The following is an 18778-nucleotide window of genomic DNA, read 5'->3' as shown; positions in this document are numbered from 1 at the left end:
CGCAGCCCCTCCTGCCCTCCCCCCCCCAAACCGCGAAGCGGTGCAGAAACACTCCGCACTGGTTGAAGCCCAGCACCCACCACACTTCGTCACCCCCGCAAGGCCGCCCGAAACTCCTCCTCCGACCGGTCACGGCCCAGGACAGCACCGCCCGCGAAGCGGAAGGCCGGAACGTCGTCATTGCCGAACTGCTCCCGGACTCGTCCCAGTTCGGCATGCAGTGCATCCGCTCCGTCGTCGGCTGCGAAAACAACCCCCGCCTCGGTGGCCAGCCGGGCCAGCGTCGCGCCGTCGGCGATGTTCAGACCGTCCGTGAAGTAGGCGCGGAACAGCCGCTCGGCCATGACCTCGCCACGACCCTGGGCGGATGCCTGAGCGAGGAGCCGGTGGGCGTCGAAGGAGTTGGTGAACACGGCTCGTCCGAAGTTCAGTTCAAGGCCGTCCTCGGCGCCGAGGGAGGTATTGGACGCAACCTCGTGGGCGAATTTCTCGCCACGGGTGCGCCGGTAGAAATCGAGGAGCGGCTCGCCGGTGGCCTGTGCCTCGGGAACGAGCTGGAACGGGCGGAAGGTCAGCTCGACTTCGCCGTAGCCTTCGTCGCGGAATCGGCGCGCGGCTCGGACGAGCCGAGTGAATCCGATGTAGCCGTGGACGCATACGAGGTCCAAAGTCAGCTCGACTTGACGCGAATTCCCCATGTCCGGGCCCTCCTTCACCACGGTATCGGGCCGCTCGTCGCGAAGAAGCGGCCACTCGGCCCGTCGGGGCCGGTCATCGCCATCCGCACGATGATCTCGGCACCCTCCGCAACGGATTGCGCACCGGTGTGGCCGTTGAAGTCGGTGGCGGTGTGGCCGGGATCGACCGCGTTGATCCTGATCGACGGGTAGGCGTGGGCGTACTGCACGGTGAGCATGTTCAGGGCGGCCTTGGCGGAGCCATAGGCCGGTGCAGGTATCCAGGTGGGCACGATCGATGCATGGCCCGCGGGATCGGTGGCGACGGTCAGTGACCCCAGGCCGCTGCTGACGTTCACCACGACGGGGGCCTTGCTCGCCGTCAGCAGGGGCAGGAAGGCGTGCAGGACCCGTACGGCGCCGAACACATTGGTGTCGTACACCGCCAGCATCCCGGCGCCGGTGAGCTCACCGGCGTCACCGGCGGGTCCGCGGACGGCCGCGTTGTTGACCAGGACGTCCAGCCGCCCCGACTGCTCCCGGACGAACTCCGCGGCCGCTCGTATGGACTCGTCGCTGGTGACGTCCAGCAGCAGGGGCCGGGCGCCGATCGGCCGCGCGGCCGCCGCGCCGCGCTCGGCGTCACGCGCTCCGAGGTAGACGGTGTGCCCGGCCTCGATCAGGCGCCGGGCGGTTTCCAGCCCCAGGCCCTTGTTGGCTCCGGTGATGAGCGTGGTTGTGGTCATGCCGCCAGTGTCGGTATCTGGGGAGCGGGCAGGGAGTACCAGGTTCTTCCTGGGAAGGGCGATACCAGGCTGCCGCCCGCGCTGTTTGCCCACTGCCGGATACTTGGGCACATGGGCGAGGGCCGGAACAACGAGCTGGGTGAGATGCTGCGGCACTGGCGGGACCGGATGGATCCCGCTTCGGCCGGGCTGCCGAACGGGCGCGCCCGCCGGGCCGCCGGGCTGCGGCGTGAGGAACTGGCGCTGCTCTCGGGTGTGTCCGTCGACTACATCATCCGCCTGGAACAGGGTCGGGGCGGCTCGCCCTCCGGGCAGGTCCTCCAGGGACTGGCGGGAGCGCTGCGGCTGTCAGAACCGGAACGCCGGTATCTGTTTCTCCTCGCGGGAAAGCCCATGCCGATGGGCGATCGGATGTCGGCGTCCCTCACGCCGGGAGTGCGGCGGCTGCTGGACCAGTTGGAGGGGACGCCCGTCGGCGTCTACGACGCGTCTTGGACCCTCAGTACCTGGAACCGGATGTTCGCCGTGCTGCTGGGTGATCCATCGGGACGGTCCGGCCGCGAACGCAATGTGCTGTGGCGCCACTTCACTGGGCTCGTCGACCGGGTCGGCCACACCCCCGAGCAGGAGGCCCGCTTCGAGGCGGCCGCGGTCGCCGACCTACGGGCCGCGGCTGCTCGCTACCCCTCGGACGCCGGCTTGCAGGCACTCATCGCCGAACTGCGCGGCGCCAGCTCCCGGTTCGCCGGGCTGTGGGACTCCCGCACCATGGGCGTGCACACGATGAACACCAAGACGATCCACCATCCGGAGGCCGGGACGCTGGTGCTGGACTGCGACGTCCTCACCGTGCCGGACAGCGATCTGCGCCTGGTCGTCCACACCGCCGCACCGGGCAGTGTCGCCGCCGAGAGGCTTGGACTGCTCGCCGAATCGGCGGCCCTGTGCACCCGGCCGTCGGTCAGGGGATGGTCAGGACGACCTTGCCGGTGACGCGTCCGGTGTCGCCCAACTCATGGCCCTTGGCGGCCTGGCGGAGGGGGAACGACGCCTCGACGACGGGCCTGAGCCTGCCCTCGGTGACCAGGTCGGCGAGGGCGCGCATGCCCGCCTGGTCGGCTTCCACGATGAGCGGGTAGGCGCGGATTCCCCGGGCGGCGGCCCGCTCCGGGAGGTCGTCCGGGAAGTCCCGGACGGCGATGGAGATCAACTGGCCGCCGGGTTTGAGGGTTTCCAGTGACCGGACGGCCGTGTCTCCGCCGAGGGTGTCGAGGACCAGGTCGACCGGGGCGGTCCCGGTGAAGTCCTGGTTCCGGTAGTCGATCAGCTCGTCCGCGCCGAGTTCGCGCAGCAGCGCGTGCTTGGGGGCACTGGCCGTGCCGATCACATACGCGCCCCGCGCCTTGGCGATCTGCACGGCGAGATGGCCCACGCCGCCCGCGGCGGCGTGGATCAGGACGCGCCGCCCGGGCTGTACGTCCGCGGCGTCCACCAGGACCTGCCAGGCGGTCAGGGCGGCCAGCGGGATCGCACCCGCCTGGACGTGATCGATGTTCTCCGGCTTGCGCACCAGCGTGCGGGCCGGCGCGACCACATACTCGGCGAACGAGCCGTGGCCGTGCGGATAGGGGAGCATGCCGAACACCTCGTCACCGACCCGGTGGATCGTCACGCCGGGGCCGACGGCCTCCACCACGCCGGAGACGTCCCAGCCGAGCACCATCGGCAGGCGGTCGATGAGCAGGGCGGCCCGCCGGTGCTTCCAGTCGGTCGGGTTCATGCCCGCAGCGCGGACGCGGACGAGCACCTCGGAGACGCCGGGCGAAGGGCGGTCGATCTCGACCTCCCGCAGGACCTCGGGGCCGCCGTAGGTGCTCTGGCCGATCGCTTTCATCGTGGTCTTCATTGTGGTCATGCGAGCAGCATCCCTGGATCCCGAGCTGCATCGACAGTGGCCTGAAGGCCATGATGTGTAAGGATTGGGCCATGCACCGTGTGGTGGTTCTGGCCCTGGACGGAGTCGTCCCCTTCGAACTGAGCCTGGCGTCCAAGCTGCTCGGGGTCGCCGCCGGACCCGATGGTGGTCCCCTCTACGAGGTGGTCACCTGCTCCGCCGACGGACGGCCGGTGCGGACGGCCGCCGACTTCTCGGTCGCCGTGGAGCACGACGCCTCGGCGCTGGCCGGCGCGGACACCGTGGTCATTCCCGCGTCCGAGTGCTTCGTGGAGATCACCGACAGCCGGAGCCTGCCGCGCCGGACGGCCCGGGCGCTGGCCCGGATCGGTCCCCAGGCCCGGATCGTGGGCATCTGCCTCGCCACCTTCCCGCTGGCGGCGGCGGGACTGCTGGACGGCAGGGCGGCGGCCACGCACTGGCGCTACGCCGACCGCTTCCGGCGGCTGTACCCCCGGGTCGAACTCGCGCCCGATGTGCTCTTCGTGGACGCGGGCCGCGTACTGACCTCGGCCGGGGCCGCCGCCGGCATCGATCTTCTCCTGCACCTGATCCGGTTGGACCACGGCAGCCGCGTCGCCAACCAGGTGGCCCGGCTCTGCGTCGTCCCCCCACAACGCGAGGGCGGCCAGGCGCAGTACGTGGAGCGGCCGGTGCCGAAGAGCTCGGACGCCGGCACGTCCGCGACCCGCGCCTGGGCGCTCGACCGGCTGCACGAGCCGCTCCAGCTCTCGGACCTCGCCAAGCACGCGGGCATGAGCCGGCGCACCTTCACCCGGCGCTTCCGGGCCGAAACGGGGATGAGCCCGGGGCAGTGGCTCATCCGGCAACGCGTCGACCTGGCACGGCAGTTGCTGGAGGACAGCGACCTCCCGGTGAGCCGCATCGCGGAGCGGGCCGGGTTCGGTACGGATGCCACGCTGCGGCAGCATCTGCAGGCCGCGATCGGCGTCTCACCGGGCGCCTATCGGCGTACGTTCCGCGCCGTCACGGCTGAAAGCCGCCGTTGATCCAGTCCCGGAACAACTGCACCCGCTCCGGCGGCCACGGTGGCTCGCCGCTGCCGGGCGGGGGCATCGACCCGCTGGACACCTGGTCGAGGACGCCCTGGGCATGGCCGGGGTCGGACATGTAGGTGAAGTCGTCCAGCAATACGCCCATGGGCCTCATGTGCGCGATGTCCATGTCGGTGAACAACGGACGGATGTCGTGGGCGTAACTCACGCTCATGCGAAACCCCCAGTGCCGATGGCGTTCCTGTCCGTTTGCGGCTTTCCGCACCGGGCCCCGCCAAACGGTTCCCCCGGCCGGTTCAGCCCATCGGGTGCCCGAACCAGCGCTCGGCCGCCGCACGCAGCCCCGCGTCGTCCGAGCCGGCCCAGCACACATGGCCGTCGGGGCGCAGGAGCACCGCGTCGGCGCCGAGGCCGTCGACGGGGGAGGCGGTGGTGCGGTCGATGCGGTTGCGCCAGGGCTTGACCACCTCGGCGAGGCCGTCGGCCGGGCCGAAGTCGAGGAAGAGGCCGCGCCCGGCGGGCAGGGGGAAGTCCGACAGATGGGTGCCGGTGCACGGATGGGCGCCCGGCATGTCGTAGCGGATGTCGAGACCGGAGATCATGCCGGCCAGGTGACGGTTGCCGTCCGGGGTGGCGAGGAGATCGGTCATGATGCCGCGCAGGGCGACGACGTCCTCGTCGGGGATCACCATGACACCCTGGGCCCGGGTGTTCTGCAGGACGCGGGCGCCGACCGGGTGCCGCTCGGAGTGGTAGGTGTCCAGCAGGCCCTCGGGCGCCCAGCCGTGCACCGCTGCCGCGAGCTTCCAGCCGAGGTTGAAGGCGTCCTGCATACCGAGGTTGAGGCCCTGGCCGCCGGCCGGGAAGTGGATGTGGGCGGCGTCGCCGGCCAGCAGCACACGGCCGTTCACATACTGCTCGGCCTGGCGCGAGGCATCCGTGAAGCGGGAGGCCCAGCGGACCTCGCGCAGGTCCAGCCGCGACCGGACCGTGCGCACCCGGGTGAGGGCGGTGCGGACCCCGTCCTCGGTGACCGGGGCGTCGCGGTCGAGGCCCTGCTGCTCGGGTCCGCCGAACAGGATGCGGCAGACGCCGTCGCCGAGCGGGATGAGGAACGTATCCGAGCCGAACGACGGCAGCCTCCACTCGACGGGCAGCGGCGGGTCGGCGTCGATCACCACGTCGGCGACCACCATGGAGATACGGCCGTCCCGGCCGGGGAACCCCACGCCGAGCTCACGGCGGACCCGGCTGCGCCCGCCGTCCGCGCCGACGAGGTACGCCGCGCGCAGGCGGTGCGGACCGTCCGGGCCGGTGGCCGTCACGGTGACCCCGGCGGAGTCCTGCTCGAATCCGGTCAGTTCATGTCCGCGCAGGACGGGGATGCCGTATGTGGCGAGGTGGTCCTCGAGGAATTGCTCGACTCGGGCCTGCGGAATGCCCACTTGATAGGGGAAGCGGGTCGCGAAGACCCCGTAGTCCAGCGGGATCCCGGCGAAGTGCCCGTAGGGGAGCCGGGTCACCGCCCGCTCGGCGACCGGATCGAGCCAGCCGCGCAGATCGAGCACCTCGGCGGTGCGCGGCTGGAGGTTGAGCGCCCGCGACTGCCCGGTCCGCTCGGGCGACTTCTCCAGCACGACGGTGCGCACCCCGGCCAGGCCCAGCTCATTGGCGAGCAGCAGACCGGTGGGGCCGGCGCCCGCCACGATCACATCGAAGTCCGTCTCCATATCCTCCCCTTCAGATCTTCAAGCCGTGCCGGTCGATATAACGGGTGTGGAAGAACAGCAGTCCTGCCAGCACCACGAGATACTGCAGGGTGCTCACCAGCGGCACCGAGCCGACCGGCAGCGTGACGGCCAGCACCACGCGTATCGCTGCATCGACCGTGAGGACGGTCCCCCAGATCGCGGTCAGGACGCGGACGCTACGGCGGAAACCGGGCTCGCCCGCCCACCGGGCTCCCAGCTTGTCCACCCCTTCCTCGCCGGCCCTGGCGAGGATGACCGGCCGCGACATGGTCATGACGTACGGGCGCCGGGTCGGCAGCGTACCCAGGATCCACAGTCCCACCAGGCCGAAGAACCAGCTGTCCCTGATGAGCAGCACCCGGGGGCTGCCGGACACCATCGACATCAGCGCACCGACCACCATCAGGCACAGGGTGAACAGCGGCATGACCTCCACCTTTCGGCGCTTCACCATGCCGTACACGACCCACGGCACCGCGAGCAGGCCGCCGATCGTCAGAGCGAGCCACAGGCTCATACCCGCCGCCTGCAGTCCGTAGAAGCCGCCGAGCGGGAGGGCCAGCTCGAAGACGAGCTGTTGCAGGAGGAATGTGCGCAGTGCGGCCTTCTTCTCACGCTCGCTGCGCTGCTGTTGGCGAGGCGCCGTCAGCTCGGTCACGGTGTCCTCCGGGTCGCGTGGTCGAAGATGTCGGCCAGCTCGCGGCCGCACGCCGCCGCGTCGAAGCCCGGTTCGCGTGCGGCGCGGTTCACCAGCGCGTCGATGGCGCCGCGGATCGCGAGCATCATCACCATGGGGTCGAACTCACGGAACTCTCCGGCCTGTTGGCCCTCGCGCATCCGCTCCGCCTGGAGGTTGACCATGGCATCCATCGAGGCGGCGAACTCGTGCATCGTCGGGTCGTCGCCCCGGGTGTTGCCGAGCACCTCGATCAGGGCGGGGAGATGCTTGGGGTACTCCGCCACCAGCGCGAGGTTCCCTTCGATATAGGCCCGCAGCCTGGCGGGCCGGGTGGACTCGGCCTCGATCCTCGGCCGCATATAGGCCTCACCGACCCGCATGACCTCGGCGACGACCTCCCGCATGAGGTCGTCCTTGCCGGAGAAGTGGTACGAGATCATCCCGGTGCTGCTCAGCCCGGCCTGCTTGGCGATCCTCGAGAACGTGGCCTTTGCATGGCCGACGTCCGCGATCACCTCTATCGCGGCCCCCACGATCTGCGCCCGTCGGGCCGCCTCGGTGAACGTCCGGTCCGATGCGCCCGTCTTTTGCTTGGCTGCATCATTTTTTGCTTCCATGAGCAAAACCGTAAAGAGGTTTGCTCGGCCGAGCAAGAGATGGTTCGGTCAAGCAATGACCAAGAGTCAAGGGCCAGGGCTCAAGGGCCAGGATTCAGAGACCGCCGGTGTACAGCAGCTGGTTCGGCGTCGAGGGCTTCACATTCGTCAGCACCCCTTGCGTGGCCTGGGAGTTGAGCCAGCTCGCCACCGCCGCCGAGGTGGCTCCCGGGTTCTGGGCCTTGTAGAGCGCCGCCACGCCCGTCACATGCGGGGCGGCCTGGGAGGTGCCGCTCTTGGTCGCGGGACCGCCGCCCGGCTTGGTGGAGACGATGTCCTGGCCCGGGGCCATGATGCGGACACAGGAACCCCAGTCGCTGAAGAAGGCCATCTCGTCCTTGAGGTCGGTGGCCCCGACGACCACTGCCTGCTGGGCGCTGCCGGGGGAGTTCTGGCAGGAGTCGGTGGGCGGCTGGCCCGGGGCGGCGTTGCCGGCCGAGACCACGGGGAGCACGCCCCGGTCGGCGAGGTTGTCGACGGCGGCATTGGTGGCCGCCGACATCGGGCCGTTGAGGGAGGCGTTCAGCACGGCGGGCGCGGTGAAGTTCTGCGCCACCCAGTCGAGGGCCTGGTCGAGGCGGGCGGTGGTGGTGCTGCCGGTGCAGTCCAGGGTGCGGACGCTGACCAGCGAGACCTTGCGCGCCACGCCATAGTTGGCGCCACCGACGATGCCCGCCACATGGCTGCCATGGCCGGTACCGGTGGGGCAGTCGGAGCCATCGCCGCCGGGAGTGACCAGATCAACGCCCGGCTTGGCGCGGCCGCCGAACTCGGCGTTGGCGTAGTCGATGCCGGTGTCGACGATAAAGGCGGTCACGCCCTCCCCGGTGCCCTTGACATTGAACTGCCCGTCCAGCGGCAGATTGCGCTGGTCGATGCGGTCGAGCCCCCAGGAGGCCGCGGCCACCCGCCTGCCGGCGGACCCGGCCTCGGGCTCGGACTGGGTGAAGGCCGCGTCCTCCTCCACCGCCTGCACCTCCGGGGAGCGGCGGACGCTGTCCAGCTGTGCGGGCGTCAGGGTCGCGGCGAATCCGGTCAGCGCATGCGAGTAGACGATGTCCGGAGTGACCCCCAGACGCGTGCTGAGCGCGCGCGGGCTCGCTCCCTGGTGCAGTCGGACGATGTAGTGGCCCGGTACCGCCTGCCCCGGCGTCTTGTGCAGGGGGGCCAGGGCGGCCGGGACCGGATCGGCCGAGACGGGCGGAGTGGCGACGAAGGGGATGGCCAGCAGTAGCGCCGTGAGCACACAGAGTTTGGGCAGTCTCATGACCTCTGGATATGACGTTCCCGAAGGAGCCGCGACATGGGCTGAGCCAACCGGCGGGGTCCGCCCCCGGGTACGGCCGGGGCGGCCCGAGTTCGCCGGTTCGCCTTGAGCCACCCGGTCCGGTTAGGTTTTCGGACATGACCGATGCTGCTGTCTCTCCCACCTCCGGCGCCGTCGCCGCCGGCCTCGCCACGATCACCGCGGACGGGACCGTCCTCGACACCTGGTACCCGGCCCCCGAGCTGGTCGCCGAGCCCGGCCCCACCGGTACCGAGCGGCTGACCGCCGATCGCGCCGCGGAGCTGCTGGGCGAGACCGCCGCCAAGGCGGTCGGCCCGGACCCGCGCCGAGAGGTCACGATCGTCGCCGTCCGTACGGTCATCGCCTCGCTCGACGACAAGCCGGTCGACGCCCACGACGCCTATCTGCGGCTCCACCTGCTCTCCCACCGCCTGGTCGAGCCGCATGGCCAGAACCTCGACGGCCTCTTCGGCCTGCTCACCAATGTCGCCTGGACCTCACTCGGCCCGGTCGCCGTCGACCGGCTGGAGACCGTGCGCCTGAACGCCCGGGCCGAGGGCCATCACCTGCAGGTCACCAGCGTCGACAAGTTCCCGCGGATGACCGACTATGTCGCCCCGTCCGGGGTCCGGATCGGCAACGCCGACCGGGTGCGCCTCGGTGCCTACCTCGGCTCCGGCACCACCGTCATGCACGAGGGCTTCGTCAACTTCAACGCCGGCACGCTCGGCACCTCGATGGTCGAGGGCCGCATCAGCGCGGGCGTGGTGGTCGGCGACGGCACCGACATCGGCGGTGGCGCATCCACCATGGGCACCCTCTCCGGCGGTGGCAAGCAGATCATCTCGATCGGCGAGCGCTGCCTGCTGGGTGCCGAGTCGGGCATCGGCATCGCGCTGGGCGACGAGTGCGTCGTCGAGGCCGGGCTGTATGTGACGGCCGGTACCCGCGTCACCCTGCCGGACGGGGAGATCGTCAAGGCGCTGGAGCTCTCCGGCGCCGACAACGTCCTCTTCCGCCGGAACTCCACCACCGGCGCGGTCGAGGCCCGCCCGTACAAGAGCAACTGGGGCGGGCTCAACGAGGCGCTGCACAGCCACAACTAGCGCGCGGGCGAGGGGTGTGCCCCGGACCGGGGCACCAACTCGCTCTGGCGCGCCCGGACACGCTGCGCCACCATGGGACCGGTTCCGTCCACGGACAGCGAACAACCGGGAGGCGTCATGAAGCTCGGCAAGCCACTCGCCGTCGGATTCGCGGAAGAATTCGCGGAAGGGACGGAAGAAGTCGCGGAGATGGGGGAGGCGGAAGAGCCCGTGCAACAGCACGCCCCCGAGCCCGCCCCCCGAGAAGCCGCCCCGGCCGGACGATGAGGCTGCGGCTCCCCGAGGAACGCCCGACGGAGCCCCCGACCGGCTACAAGATCGCCTACCCGGTGCTGTCGCACAGCGGCACCCGGGCCGGTTTCACCGGCGTCTCCCTCGGCGGCGGCTCGCCCTATGGTGTGGTGGACGACGCCCGGTGTGTCTACGGCCGCCGCCACCACGCCCCCGCCCGCCGCTGCGACTGCGGCTTCCACTGCCTGCACTCGCTCACCGAGACCATCGGCCTCACCTGCGTCGGCGCGCACCGCCGCGCCGTCGTCCTCGAAGTCAGCGTGCTCGGCTCGTACATCCGCTACGAACGCGGCATGCGCTATGCCCGCCAGCGGGTGCACACCGTCCGCGTCGGGTGCTGCGCCTGCGGCCGCCCGGCCACCCGCTTCACGGACGCGGGCTGGGGGCGGCCCGGCTGGCGGGTGGTGTCCGCCGACTGCGGCGGCTGCGCGCCCGGACTCACCGGTGTGACGTTCGCGGAGTTCGCCCGGCTGGCGGACGGACCGCTGACGATCACCGCCGAGCAGCCCGGCAGCACCGGCGCACCGGCGGCCGCGAACCTACCGGAGCTGATGGCGGAGGCGGCCCTGCTCCAGGCCCGACTCGACTGGTTCCAGAGCCAGTTGGCGAAGTTCCACGGACCCGGGGAGCCCTGATCCCCAGGGCCTGTGCCAACCCATCGGACGCCCCTGGCGTCACAACGCCTGGTGGTATGCCTTCAGCAGTGCCTCCGTGCGGACCTGGTCCGCCGCCCGCAGCGGCGCCCGGACCGGACCGGCGGGCAGGCCCAGCGCGCCCAGCAGCGCCTTGGCCGTCACCGTGCCGGGCAGACCGCTCGCCATCATCAGGGTGATCAGCGGCAGGGCGCGCTGATGGCACTCGGTGGCCGCCGCGTTCGCGCCGCCGTCGAAGGAGTCCAGCACGGCGGCCAGCAGCGGGCCCGCCACATTGGCCACCGTACTGACATAGCCCGCCGCGCCGATCGCGCGCAGCGGAAGGTTCAGCTCCTCGACGCCCGAGTAGTAGGCGAGGCCGGTCGCCGCCATCACCTGCGAGCTGCCCAGCAGGTCGTACGCGCAGTCCTTGACCCCGGCGATGCGCGGGTGTTCGGCGAGCCGCAGCATGGTGCCGACCTCGATCCGGGTGCCGGTGCGCCCCGGAATGTCGTACAGCATCACCGGTATCCCGATCGCGTCGGCCACGGTGCGGAAGTGCTCCGCGATGTCCTCCTGCGGGGGCCTGCTGTAGTACGGGGTCACCACCAGCACCCCGTCCGCGCCCGCCGCCTGCGCCGCCCGGGCCAGCTCCACCGTGTGCCGGGTGTCGGACGAGCCGACCCCCGCCGTGATCCGCGCCCGGCCGCCGACGGCCTCGGCCACCGCCCGGACCAGCGCGCTCTTCTCCGCGTCGCTGGTGGTCGGGGACTCGCCGGTGGTCCCGTTCAGCACCAGGCCGTCGCACCGGCCCTCGGTGACGAGGCGGTCGGCGAGGCGCTGCGCCCCGTCGAGGTCGAGTGCCCCGTCCGCGGTGAAGGGCGTGACCATGGCGCAGACGGTACGACCGAAGGGGCTGGTGGACGGCATCTCGCTCACACTCCAGAGATCTAGGTTGAGCTGGATTCTGGGCCTCTTCGACCGTACAGGTCCATTTACTTGTTCTTCGCCGACCTCTAAGCGCTGCTACGACTTCTTTACGGACTCCGGCGCCACGGCTGAACACCTGGCAGGGGGCCGGGCTCGGGGAGGCGTCTACGCGCGTCAATCCCCGCTGAACCAAGGGGAGTTGTCAAGGTTGCGCAGGCATACCGACCCTGTTGGGTTCATGAACCGGGCGGCATGGTGCGAAACCCGTCTACGCTTGGCCGGTGCGCGCCGCCGGGACCGGTGGGCCGCCATGACGCCAGCGTTACGAGGAGATGACCCCCCTGATGTCCGGAGACCGCCCGACCATGCCGCCGGTGCGGCTTCACCCCGACGCGGAGCTGGCGCGGGACGCGCTCTCCGCGCCGCTGTTCGCCCGCGCCGCACAGCTCGCCCGCTGGGCCGGAGAGGGCACCCCGGTCGGCGCGGGCGGCGAACTCCTCGCCGACCAACTGCGCACCGCCAGCGGACTGCTCGGGCTCGAGAGCGACGAGGACGGCGCCGCCTACACCGCCGAGGCCTGGCAGCTCGCGCTGGACACCGGCCTGGTCGAGTTCACCGAGGACCCGGACGCGGACGCGGTGACCCCGGACTCCGACGCACCCTGCGGCACCGCCGTCGCGGGGGAGGAGCTCGACACCCTGCTGTCCGGCAGCCCGCAGGACATCCTGGACCTGTGGCTCGGCGGCCTGGAGACCGTCCTGGCCGACGCCGCCGCACCGGACCTGGGCGACATTGTCGAGCAGATTTCCGAGGGCGGCGACCTCGACCTCGACTCCCTCGACTGGAACCCGGAGGAGGAGGCCGACTTCCTGGACGGCGTCCTCGGCAACCTCTACCTGCTCACCGCCCTGGACGAGGGCTCGGCCGACCGGCCCGTGCCGCTGCCCGCGCTCGCCGCATCCATGATCGTCCCCGATGACATGGACGAGCCCACCGACGACATCCTGGAAGAGGTCTCCGACGCGATGATGCGCCTGGACGACCAGTTCCGGCTGCTCGCCCCGACCGGCATCGTCGAGTACCAGCCCGTGGACGAGACGCTGATCGAGGAGGTCGACGGCGAGGGTCACATCCGAGAGTCCGTGGACGCGGTGCCCTCCGACCTCCCCGAGGACGAGGACGTCACCCGCTACGGCATGGTCGCCCTCACCCCGCTCGGCATCTTCGCCGTACGGTCCCGGATGCTCGAGGCCGGCGTCGACGCCCCGGCCGTCGGCGACCTCGCCGCACAGGGCGCCGACGAGCTGCTCGCCGCTCTCCCCGCCCACCCCGAGCAGGCCGCCCGTGCCGAAGCCGAACTCTGGCTCGCCCGCCGCACCTCGCCGGAGGCCGCCCGCGAACTGCTCGCCGCCGCCCGCGGCGACGACGAGCAGGCGCCGCTGCGCCGCCTCGCCTGCCAGCAGACCCTCTCGCTGGTCGGCGCCGAGGCCGAGCCCGCACTGCGCGAGGTCCTCGGCGACCGCTGGCTGGGCGGCCTCGCCCGGGTCTGGCTGGCCGAGCGGGACGCCCAGGACATCCCCGACCCGGGCGAGACCATGGTCTTCTGGCTGACCGTGGACACCATCGCGGCCCAGCTCGCGATCGGCGGCGACTCGGAGGAGCTGCGCGGCCTGGTGGCGGACCTGGTCGGGCAGCACAGCGGGTTCTTCGACATGGCATGGCGGGTGGACCATCCGGCCACCGCCGAGGTGCTGGAGGCGATGGGCCGGCTGCACCCGGACAAAAAGGTCGCCAAGGAGGCTCGCAAGGCGGCCTTCAAGGCGAGGTCCCGACGCTGAGGCCGGCACGCCGACGCGCGGGAATCCTGAGCGGACCCGCACGTTGAAGTGATCGTGACCGCTGCACTACGGACCATCCCGTTCTCGATCCTCGACCGCTCCCACACCCGGCAGGGCCACGCCCCCGGCGAGGCCCTGCGCGACACCGTACGGTTCGCGGGGCAGGCCGAGGCGCTCGGCTACCACCGCTTCTGGGTGTCGGAGCACCACAGCGTGCCCGGCGTGGCCGGCTCCGCACCGACCGTGCTCGCGGCGGCGATCGCCTCGGCGACCTCCCGGATCCGGGTCGGCACGGGCGGGGTGATGCTGCCCAATCACCGGACGCTGGTGGTCGCGGAGCAGTTCGGCGTGCTGGAGTCGCTCTTCCCCGGCCGGATCGACATGGGGCTCGGCCGCTCGGTCGGCTTCACCGACGGCATCCGCCGGGCGCTGGGCACCGAGAAGGAGGCCATGGCCGGCTTCGCCGGGCAGCTCACCGAGCTGGCCGGCTGGTTCACGGACGGAGCGGCCGCCTACCCGGAGGTGCACGCCCGCCCCGCCGAGGGCCTGCGCCTGCCGGCGTTCGTCCTCGCCAATGACGCGGGTGCGCAAGTGGCGGCGGAGGCCGGTGCGGCCCTGGTCATCGGCGGGCTCAAGGGCAAGCCCCAGATGCTCGCCGCCATCGGCCGCTACCGCACCGCCTTCCGGCCCTCGGCCTGGTGGGAGCGCCCCTATGTGGTGGTCGCGGGCAATGTCGCCGTCGCCGAGACCACCGAGCGGGCCCGCCGGCTGCTGATGCCGGAGGCCTGGTCGCTGGCCCACTCCCGGACCCATGGCGCCTTCCCGCCACTGCGCCCCGCCGAGGAGATCGAGGCGCCGGCGATGACCGAACGGGAACGGGGCTTCTACGAGGCCGGGTTGAACGGGCACGTCCACGGCACGGAAGAGGAGGTCGCGGCGGAACTCGGCTCGCTCGTCGAGCGCACCGGGGCGGATGAGGTGCTGGTCACCACCAACACCCATGACCGGGCGGCGCTGTTGGAGTCCTACGGCCGGCTGGCCCGGCTGGCCGGGCTGAATCCCGCTTGAACGGCAGATGGCGGGATCTGGTACCTCATTGCCGGTTGGCCGGAGTTCTCCTCCTCCGAGTGCGGCTGCTTCTGCCAGTGTGTGGGCTTCCGTCCGTCGGAGAGAGGAGAAACTCCGTGCCCGACAGGCATGCGCAAGCAGACGACTGCCCGAAGGAACTCCACGTATGCATGGGTCTGAACTCGTGTACCGGCCTTGGCGCCGGAGGCACCGGCGACATGGCCGGGGCCGGCCGGTGCGCGACCGTCCAGCACGTCTGCCATGGTGAAGGAGACTGCCGGGGACAGGGCGGCTGTGGTTATGCCGGCGATGACTTCGAGCAGTTCCACCCGGGCGAGCAGACATGCCGGTACAACGGCAGCTGCGCCAGCCCCATCAATGAGAGCCGGGTGTTCTCCGGCGGCCCGATGAAGGGCAAGAGCGTCTGGAAGCAGGCCCGCCGCCTCTTCGAGACGCGGATGTACGCGGCGGGCAAGGCATATGGCCCGTCCCCGGGCGAAGGCATCAAGGACACCGACATGCCCGACTACGACGCCCACCCTCGACATGCCCGTAGCAACTCGCGCCTTCTACTTGCCGGTTGTGCGTTACATCCCTCAGGGGTGGCCAGTACCGGGTTGCGCCGGGGGCAATGTGCCGTCTGCGCTGCGAAAGGGCGGCAATAGCCCCTGCCCTCTGAGCCAATGGAGTCCCGTCGTGGGTGGCAACGATGAAGTCAACGGGTATGACGTGTACGAGAACGAGATCGTGACCCCGGCTGAGCCGGACCAGGATCAGCAGGAGGGCGACGATGAGTGACACGCCGTTCCCGGACAGGCCGCCCAGCAACCGGTTCTTGATCGGGCTGCTGATCAAGCGCGACCTGCCCGACAAGTCCGGACCCTCCGGGTGGTGCGGCAGGCACCCGAAGGAGCGGACGCGACTGGTGGTCCGCAAGAGGTGGGTCTGCCTCGACTGCGTGCGGGAAGACGGCAGGAACCGGCCGTAGACGTTGTCGCAGTAGCCCCGTCTGTGCCGCCAACTCGGTGCGCACGGACGGGACTTCCGTCCTATGAGGGGTCGCCTGGCTTTTCCGCCGGCCCTGAAGTGGCGAATGCGACCGGCCGGACCGACAGGATGGCCCGATCCTCGGGGCCGGGGAGCGTGGGGACGGCGAGGCCGTAACGACGGGCGAGACCGGCGAAGAACTCCGCACCCGGATCGTCGGCGATCGACTCGATGACGCCTCGGATCTCCAGTGAACGGTAAGGGATGTCGGGATCAGCCGGGGATACGGAGACCCGCGGATCGGCGGTGACATTGCGGAACTTCTGTCCCCGTCGTGAATGGGTCAGTTTCAGGCGTGTGCCATCCCACGCGAACCACATCACGCTGTTCTGCGGCGCACCGTCCGGACGAATGGTCGCCACCCGGGCGAACAGGGGTCGTGCCGGCAGGTCGGCGTGGCCGGTTGGGGGTGCCGGGGCGGGGGCGGTGGCGTCGATGCCGGGTGGTGTGCCGACCGCGCGGGACATGGCCAGGGGGTTGAGGTAGTCGCGCAGGTGCACGATCCGGCCGTCCCGGACCGCAGTACCAGGATGTACGAGAAGAGGAACGACTGGTCCGTGGCGGCCATCCTGCCGTGGAGGTCGTATTCGGCGACGATCACCTCGGGATCGGTGGTTTCGTGTACGACGACGTTGTCGAAACGGTCGAAGATGAAGCGGCTGCCACCGCCGGCGGTCATGCGCTCGCGCCATGCCCGGGTCTGGTCATGCACTACTTCGGTTCCAAGGAGCAGCTGTTCGCTCGGGCCACCGAGACTCCGCCCGGTGAACCGGTCACCGGCTCGCCGGAACAGCTCACCGAGCAACTGCTCGCCACGCTGCACGCCAAATTGACCGACGGGCCGACCGCGACGTTGGCCATGCTGCGCTCGATGCTGACCCACCCGGAGGCGGCCGAAGGGGTCCGGAGCGCGCTCAACCGTCAGCGGCAGCAGCTCGGCAGCGCGTTTCCTGCCGACGATGCCACCCTGCGCACCGGCCTGACCGGCGCGATCACCCTCGGGGTGATCGTCGGCCGCCACCTCCTGCAGCTTGACGGTCTCCGTGACGCACCGCCCGAGCGGATCGTCGAACTCCTGCGACCCTGCATCGAATCGCTCACCCAGGCCCCGAGTTCCACCGGGGCCTGAGGAGCTCATCGCCCCCTGCCGGGCCGTTCCTTTGCGCGCCCCGCCCTCCGCCAGACCACCACCATCCCGAGCACCAGGAGGATCAGGGCCACGATGACGATGCCGCCCTTGATCGCGTAATCCATCAGCAGGTGGTCGACGAGGTCGGACGAGTCCATCGCGAGGGCGGTCATCGCCGCCCGCCCCGTCGCCGTCCGTCCTCCATCCGCCGCGCGACAGCGCGCATCGCCGCCCGTGCGGCAGGGTCGGCGTACTTGCGCGCCTGGTCGAGCCTGCCCCTGCGCTTCAGGGACAGGGCGATGGTGAAGACCACCAGGGCCAGCACCACGATGCCACCCGCTATCAGGCCGAACCTGATGAGCATGAGATTGAGAAGCCGCTCCATGAAGACCCGAACCCTCCCGCTCAGTTTCTATCACGCCTGTGATAAAAAGCAATTTATCACAGGCGTGATAGAAAGAGGGCATGCCCAAGCTCGTGGATCCGGACGCCCGCCGCCGCGAGGTCGTCGATGCCCTGTTCCGAGTCGTCGTACGGGACGGCCTCCAGCGCACCTCGCTGCGGGCCGTCGCCGACGAGGCCGGGCTCAACATCGGCTCGCTGCGTCATTACTTCGCCAGCCAGCAGGAGCTGATGGACTTCGCGATGCAGTCGATGCTCGACCGCGTCAGCGGCCGCCTGCTCGAGCGCGTTGAGCGGATCGGAGACCTGAGCCGCCATGATCGCCCGGAGCGGCTCCGGCTCGCGGCCGATCTGCTGGCCGAACTCCTGCCGCTCGATGAGCGCCGTCGCGCGGAGGTGACCGTCTTTCTCGACTTCAGCGCGGCCGCCCGCACCAACCCCGCCTTCAGGGAGCTCTCGCACCAGGCCGCTGCCGGCACGAGACGGCTGGTGCGCCGCGTCCTCGTCCGGCTCGATGAAACCGGCACCCTGCGCCCCGGCCGCGACCTCGACATCGAGACCGAGCGCCTGGCCGCACTCCTGGACGGGCTCGGCCTCGCTGCCGTACGGCACCCGGGCGTGCTGAACGCGCAGATGTGCGCCGTGGTGCTGCTCGCGCATCTGGACGAGCTGGCCGGCTAGGCGCCGGCTAGGCAGGCAAGGAGTCGCGCAGCTCCTTCGCCTCCTTGAGCAGGGCCGCATAGCGGCCCCTGTCGGCGGCGGCCAGCTGCTCGTAGACCTCAACGGCCTGCTGGGCAGCGGCCCGTGCCTCGGAGCGGCGGTTGGCCTGGACCAGAAACTTGGCCAGGGTGAGCGCGGCCTCTGCCAGCTTCGGCCGGTAGGTGACGGGATCGGACTGGCTGAGGGCGGCGTGGATGTCGCGCACCTCGCGCTCCGGATCCACGGCCTCGGTGGCCCGCCCCGCCTCCAGCAGCCGGACCGTCAGGTTGTACAGGGCCCATGCGAGTTGTGGTTTGTCGCCCAGCCGCCGGTAGACCTCGGCGCCTTCGCGGGTGGCGGTGAGCGATTCATCAGATGCCTCCGAGGAGACCCCCGCCTTCAGGCGGGGGAGGAATCGGACTCCTGCGGAGCAGGGCAAGGGGCTGCGATTCGCCGCCAGGGCGGATCACAGTGCCCTGACTTGCAGATTTGAGATTCACTTGTGGCCCCACTAGTTTGTGAGCATGACCACGATGTGCGTGAGGCGGGCGTTCAGATACCGCTTCCATCCGACCGATGCGCAGGCCGCTGAGCTGTCGCGCACGTTCGGGTGTGTGCGGAAGGTCTACAACCTTGCGCTCGCGGCCCGGACGGAGGCGTGGGCGCGGCAGGAGCGGGTCAACTACAACGCCACCTCGGCGATGCTGACGGCATGGAAGAAGACCGAGGAGCTGGCGTTCCTCAATGATGTGTCCTCGGTGCCGCTCCAGCAGACGCTGCGGCACTTGCAGACCGCCTTCGCGCATTTCTTCGCCAAGCGGGCCAGGTACCCGCGCTTCAAGTCGCGGAAGAAGTCCCGGAAGTCCGCC

25 protein-coding genes are annotated in these 18778 nt (G+C 70.6%); 12 read left to right on the top strand and 13 right to left on the bottom strand.

Going from position 1 to position 18778, the window contains the following annotated elements; translation table 11 throughout:
* Window positions 1–89: 89 nt before the first annotated feature.
* Together ABCR83_RS29975 and ABCR83_RS29970 are read right to left on the bottom strand one after the other, a co-directional pair.
* A complete protein-coding gene (locus ABCR83_RS29975; protein ID WP_462698379.1) occupies window positions 90–698 on the bottom strand; it encodes a DsbA family protein in 609 nt (202 codons plus the stop codon).
* A 14-nt stretch (window positions 699–712) separates the two neighbouring features.
* Window positions 713–1423 (bottom strand): SDR family oxidoreductase, encoded by a 711-nt coding sequence (locus tag ABCR83_RS29970; RefSeq protein WP_462698378.1) that lies wholly within the window; start codon window positions 1421–1423, stop codon window positions 713–715.
* A 111-nt stretch (window positions 1424–1534) separates the two neighbouring features.
* On the opposite strand from ABCR83_RS29970, the gene ABCR83_RS29965 reads away from it, so the two are divergent.
* On the top strand, window positions 1535–2416 hold the full coding sequence (locus ABCR83_RS29965; protein ID WP_462698377.1) for a helix-turn-helix transcriptional regulator: 882 nt from the start codon (window positions 1535–1537) through the stop codon (window positions 2414–2416).
* Here the strand turns inward: ABCR83_RS29965 and ABCR83_RS29960 are convergent.
* The gene (locus ABCR83_RS29960) at window positions 2385–3317 is read right to left on the bottom strand and encodes an NADP-dependent oxidoreductase (RefSeq protein WP_462698380.1); all 933 of its coding nucleotides are present in this window, start codon (window positions 3315–3317) and stop codon (window positions 2385–2387) included. The two genes, ABCR83_RS29965 and ABCR83_RS29960, sit on opposite strands and share 32 nt — an antisense overlap.
* Before the next feature lie 92 nt (window positions 3318–3409).
* Between ABCR83_RS29960 and ABCR83_RS29955 the strand changes: the two genes are divergently transcribed.
* Window positions 3410–4387: a GlxA family transcriptional regulator gene (locus tag ABCR83_RS29955; RefSeq protein ID WP_462698376.1), complete on the top strand. Its 978-nt coding sequence runs from the start codon at window positions 3410–3412 to the stop codon at window positions 4385–4387.
* On the opposite strand, the gene ABCR83_RS29950 is transcribed toward ABCR83_RS29955, so the two are convergent.
* The 5 genes from ABCR83_RS29950 to ABCR83_RS29930 all read right to left on the bottom strand — a co-directional run bounded on the left by ABCR83_RS29950 (window position 4365) and on the right by ABCR83_RS29930 (window position 8746).
* Window positions 4365–4607: a hypothetical protein gene (locus ABCR83_RS29950; RefSeq protein WP_462698375.1), complete on the bottom strand. Its 243-nt coding sequence runs from the start codon at window positions 4605–4607 to the stop codon at window positions 4365–4367. The two genes, ABCR83_RS29955 and ABCR83_RS29950, sit on opposite strands and share 23 nt — an antisense overlap.
* An 82-nt stretch (window positions 4608–4689) precedes the next feature.
* Window positions 4690–6123, bottom strand: coding sequence for an FAD-dependent monooxygenase (locus ABCR83_RS29945; protein ID WP_462698374.1), 1434 nt, complete (start codon window positions 6121–6123; stop codon window positions 4690–4692).
* A 10-nt stretch (window positions 6124–6133) separates the two neighbouring features.
* The gene (locus ABCR83_RS29940) at window positions 6134–6802 is read right to left on the bottom strand and encodes a VC0807 family protein (RefSeq protein WP_462698373.1); all 669 of its coding nucleotides are present in this window, start codon (window positions 6800–6802) and stop codon (window positions 6134–6136) included.
* On the bottom strand, window positions 6799–7440 hold the full coding sequence (locus tag ABCR83_RS29935) for a TetR family transcriptional regulator (protein ID WP_462698372.1): 642 nt from the start codon (window positions 7438–7440) through the stop codon (window positions 6799–6801). Before ABCR83_RS29935 ends, ABCR83_RS29940 begins: the two co-directional genes overlap by 4 nt.
* A gap of 94 nt (window positions 7441–7534) precedes the next feature.
* On the bottom strand, window positions 7535–8746 hold the full coding sequence (locus ABCR83_RS29930) for a S8 family peptidase (RefSeq protein ID WP_462698371.1): 1212 nt from the start codon (window positions 8744–8746) through the stop codon (window positions 7535–7537).
* A 137-nt stretch (window positions 8747–8883) separates the two neighbouring features.
* Between ABCR83_RS29930 and dapD the strand changes: the two genes are divergently transcribed.
* The 3 genes from dapD to ABCR83_RS29915 all read left to right on the top strand — a co-directional run bounded on the left by dapD (window position 8884) and on the right by ABCR83_RS29915 (window position 10799).
* Window positions 8884–9873, top strand: a complete 990-nt coding sequence (dapD, locus tag ABCR83_RS29925; protein WP_462698370.1) for a 2,3,4,5-tetrahydropyridine-2,6-dicarboxylate N-succinyltransferase — start codon at window positions 8884–8886, stop codon at window positions 9871–9873.
* A gap of 117 nt (window positions 9874–9990) precedes the next feature.
* Window positions 9991–10140, top strand: a complete 150-nt coding sequence (locus ABCR83_RS29920) for a hypothetical protein (protein WP_462698369.1) — start codon at window positions 9991–9993, stop codon at window positions 10138–10140.
* Entirely contained in the window at window positions 10137–10799 is a 663-nt protein-coding gene (locus ABCR83_RS29915) for a hypothetical protein (RefSeq protein ID WP_462698368.1), read from the top strand. Before ABCR83_RS29920 ends, ABCR83_RS29915 begins: the two co-directional genes overlap by 4 nt.
* Window positions 10800–10838: 39 nt before the next feature.
* Here the strand turns inward: ABCR83_RS29915 and dapA are convergent, their stop codons facing one another.
* Entirely contained in the window at window positions 10839–11726 is an 888-nt protein-coding gene (gene dapA, locus ABCR83_RS29910; protein ID WP_462698367.1) for a 4-hydroxy-tetrahydrodipicolinate synthase, read from the bottom strand.
* A gap of 344 nt (window positions 11727–12070) precedes the next feature.
* Here dapA and ABCR83_RS29905 point away from each other — a divergent pair, with 344 nt between their 5' ends.
* From ABCR83_RS29905 to ABCR83_RS29890, 4 genes are all read left to right on the top strand, one after another.
* The gene (locus tag ABCR83_RS29905) at window positions 12071–13564 is read left to right on the top strand and encodes a hypothetical protein (RefSeq protein WP_462698366.1); all 1494 of its coding nucleotides are present in this window, start codon (window positions 12071–12073) and stop codon (window positions 13562–13564) included.
* A 54-nt stretch (window positions 13565–13618) separates the two neighbouring features.
* Window positions 13619–14632 carry an MsnO8 family LLM class oxidoreductase gene (locus tag ABCR83_RS29900; protein WP_462698365.1) on the top strand — a complete coding sequence of 338 codons (1014 nt, stop codon included), beginning with the start codon at window positions 13619–13621 and terminating at the stop codon, window positions 14630–14632.
* Between the two features lie 170 nt (window positions 14633–14802).
* Entirely contained in the window at window positions 14803–15297 is a 495-nt protein-coding gene (locus tag ABCR83_RS29895; protein WP_462698364.1) for a hypothetical protein, read from the top strand.
* Between the two features lie 125 nt (window positions 15298–15422).
* Window positions 15423–15620 carry a hypothetical protein gene (locus ABCR83_RS29890; RefSeq protein ID WP_462698363.1) on the top strand — a complete coding sequence of 66 codons (198 nt, stop codon included), beginning with the start codon at window positions 15423–15425 and terminating at the stop codon, window positions 15618–15620.
* Window positions 15621–15681: 61 nt separating this feature from the next.
* Here the strand turns inward: ABCR83_RS29890 and ABCR83_RS29885 are convergent, their stop codons facing one another.
* On the bottom strand, window positions 15682–16179 hold the full coding sequence (locus ABCR83_RS29885; protein ID WP_462698362.1) for a PPOX class F420-dependent oxidoreductase: 498 nt from the start codon (window positions 16177–16179) through the stop codon (window positions 15682–15684).
* A 74-nt stretch (window positions 16180–16253) separates the two neighbouring features.
* Between ABCR83_RS29885 and ABCR83_RS29880 the strand changes: the two genes are divergently transcribed.
* Entirely contained in the window at window positions 16254–16808 is a 555-nt protein-coding gene (locus ABCR83_RS29880; protein WP_462698361.1) for a TetR/AcrR family transcriptional regulator, read from the top strand.
* Window positions 16809–16813: 5 nt separating this feature from the next.
* Here ABCR83_RS29880 and ABCR83_RS29875 read toward each other — a convergent pair whose 3' ends face one another.
* Window positions 16814–16981, bottom strand: coding sequence for a hypothetical protein (locus ABCR83_RS29875; protein WP_462698360.1), 168 nt, complete (start codon window positions 16979–16981; stop codon window positions 16814–16816).
* A complete protein-coding gene (locus tag ABCR83_RS29870; protein ID WP_462698359.1) occupies window positions 16978–17193 on the bottom strand; it encodes a hypothetical protein in 216 nt (71 codons plus the stop codon). Before ABCR83_RS29870 ends, ABCR83_RS29875 begins: the two co-directional genes overlap by 4 nt.
* Before the next feature lie 80 nt (window positions 17194–17273).
* Between ABCR83_RS29870 and ABCR83_RS29865 the strand changes: the two genes are divergently transcribed.
* Window positions 17274–17891 (top strand): TetR/AcrR family transcriptional regulator, encoded by a 618-nt coding sequence (locus tag ABCR83_RS29865; protein WP_462698358.1) that lies wholly within the window; start codon window positions 17274–17276, stop codon window positions 17889–17891.
* 7 nt (window positions 17892–17898) lie between these two features.
* Here ABCR83_RS29865 and ABCR83_RS29860 read toward each other — a convergent pair whose 3' ends face one another.
* On the bottom strand, window positions 17899–18348 hold the full coding sequence (locus ABCR83_RS29860; RefSeq protein ID WP_462698357.1) for a tetratricopeptide repeat protein: 450 nt from the start codon (window positions 18346–18348) through the stop codon (window positions 17899–17901).
* A gap of 85 nt (window positions 18349–18433) precedes the next feature.
* Between ABCR83_RS29860 and ABCR83_RS29855 the strand changes: the two genes are divergently transcribed.
* A partial coding sequence (locus ABCR83_RS29855; RefSeq protein ID WP_462698356.1) for a helix-turn-helix domain-containing protein occupies window positions 18434–18778 on the top strand: 345 nt, incomplete at its 3' end.

It is taken from the genome of Streptomyces xingningensis (assembly GCF_054957865.1).
The sequence above is the reverse complement of the archived record's forward strand: the minus strand, read 5'-3'. Positions and strand labels throughout refer to the sequence as shown.

What these genes read in the sequence shown, in the direction of transcription:
- ABCR83_RS29975 (WP_462698379.1), bottom strand. Translation starts at nt 698, where the DNA reads ATGGGGAATTCGCGTCAAGTCGAGCTGACTTTGGACCTCGTATGCGTC.
- ABCR83_RS29970 (WP_462698378.1), bottom strand. Translation starts at nt 1,423, where the DNA reads ATGACCACAACCACGCTCATCACCGGAGCCAACAAGGGCCTGGGGCTG.
- ABCR83_RS29965 (WP_462698377.1), top strand. Translation starts at nt 1,535, where the DNA reads ATGGGCGAGGGCCGGAACAACGAGCTGGGTGAGATGCTGCGGCACTGG.
- ABCR83_RS29960 (WP_462698380.1), bottom strand. Translation starts at nt 3,317, where the DNA reads ATGAAAGCGATCGGCCAGAGCACCTACGGCGGCCCCGAGGTCCTGCGG.
- ABCR83_RS29955 (WP_462698376.1), top strand. Translation starts at nt 3,410, where the DNA reads ATGCACCGTGTGGTGGTTCTGGCCCTGGACGGAGTCGTCCCCTTCGAA.
- ABCR83_RS29950 (WP_462698375.1), bottom strand. Translation starts at nt 4,607, where the DNA reads ATGAGCGTGAGTTACGCCCACGACATCCGTCCGTTGTTCACCGACATG.
- ABCR83_RS29945 (WP_462698374.1), bottom strand. Translation starts at nt 6,123, where the DNA reads ATGGAGACGGACTTCGATGTGATCGTGGCGGGCGCCGGCCCCACCGGT.
- ABCR83_RS29935 (WP_462698372.1), bottom strand. Translation starts at nt 7,440, where the DNA reads ATGGAAGCAAAAAATGATGCAGCCAAGCAAAAGACGGGCGCATCGGAC.
- ABCR83_RS29930 (WP_462698371.1), bottom strand. Translation starts at nt 8,746, where the DNA reads ATGAGACTGCCCAAACTCTGTGTGCTCACGGCGCTACTGCTGGCCATC.
- dapD (WP_462698370.1), top strand. Translation starts at nt 8,884, where the DNA reads ATGACCGATGCTGCTGTCTCTCCCACCTCCGGCGCCGTCGCCGCCGGC.
- ABCR83_RS29920 (WP_462698369.1), top strand. Translation starts at nt 9,991, where the DNA reads ATGAAGCTCGGCAAGCCACTCGCCGTCGGATTCGCGGAAGAATTCGCG.
- ABCR83_RS29915 (WP_462698368.1), top strand. Translation starts at nt 10,137, where the DNA reads ATGAGGCTGCGGCTCCCCGAGGAACGCCCGACGGAGCCCCCGACCGGC.
- dapA (WP_462698367.1), bottom strand. Translation starts at nt 11,726, where the DNA reads ATGCCGTCCACCAGCCCCTTCGGTCGTACCGTCTGCGCCATGGTCACG.
- ABCR83_RS29905 (WP_462698366.1), top strand. Translation starts at nt 12,071, where the DNA reads ATGTCCGGAGACCGCCCGACCATGCCGCCGGTGCGGCTTCACCCCGAC.
- ABCR83_RS29895 (WP_462698364.1), top strand. Translation starts at nt 14,803, where the DNA reads ATGGGTCTGAACTCGTGTACCGGCCTTGGCGCCGGAGGCACCGGCGAC.
- ABCR83_RS29890 (WP_462698363.1), top strand. Translation starts at nt 15,423, where the DNA reads ATGAGTGACACGCCGTTCCCGGACAGGCCGCCCAGCAACCGGTTCTTG.
- ABCR83_RS29875 (WP_462698360.1), bottom strand. Translation starts at nt 16,981, where the DNA reads ATGACCGCCCTCGCGATGGACTCGTCCGACCTCGTCGACCACCTGCTG.
- ABCR83_RS29870 (WP_462698359.1), bottom strand. Translation starts at nt 17,193, where the DNA reads ATGGAGCGGCTTCTCAATCTCATGCTCATCAGGTTCGGCCTGATAGCG.
- ABCR83_RS29865 (WP_462698358.1), top strand. Translation starts at nt 17,274, where the DNA reads ATGCCCAAGCTCGTGGATCCGGACGCCCGCCGCCGCGAGGTCGTCGAT.